This is a genomic window from Pseudomonas sp. MD195_PC81_125, assembly GCF_014060985.1.
GTDB lineage: Bacteria > Pseudomonadota > Gammaproteobacteria > Pseudomonadales > Pseudomonadaceae > Aquipseudomonas > Aquipseudomonas parakoreensis.
In genome coordinates, this window is sequence record NZ_JABULD010000968.1 from 1 (window position 1) to 618 (window position 618).

1 pseudogene is annotated in these 618 nt (G+C 47.9%); it reads right to left on the reverse strand.

The window, feature by feature from the left end:
• Nucleotides 1–347, reverse strand: a pseudogene (locus HT737_RS30645) (hypothetical protein); the annotation flags it as partial.
• Nucleotides 348–618 lie beyond the last annotated feature (271 nt).

Genomic DNA, 618 nt, shown 5'->3' on the forward strand with positions numbered 1-618 from the left:
CCGATGTTCATGTCGTTGTAATACTTGCTCGTTGGCAGCCAGCCAGCATCGGTCATCACTTGCAGAAACAGGTAGTACCATTCCTTGCCCTGATATTCGTACGGATATTTCTTGTTGGCGACCAGCGTGGCGAACAGGAACGCGTGTTGCACATCTTCGCGATTCTGTTCACTCAAGTTTCCGGTAAAGGACAGAATGCCTTCACCGACGATGGAACCCTTGCCCGGCTCTTCGATTGCCGGCAGCGAAAGACCACGAGGACGAATAGCCGCGCCGTCCAGTTCATAACTCTGCAAGCGGTGGACACACTCAGCAACGGCGCAATCTTCAACATCATGAATATTCATTATCAGATCCTTATTAATTAAAAACGAGCTCCTCTTGAACCCGCGAAAGAAACAATAAACAGAACAATAAAAAACCACAAACCAGAACATGTAACTTGCTAATAACAAGAACCGAAAACACCCACTTCAAACTACAACTTGTTCAGTTACTCCGAGGATATTTGTTTTCGCCATCCCCCCAAAAATTAAACCGGCTGATAGACTCCGCCCTGTCCATCTGCCGCCGCGAGCCAACACCATGCTCCACGTGTTATTCAGCGTTTACCTGAAG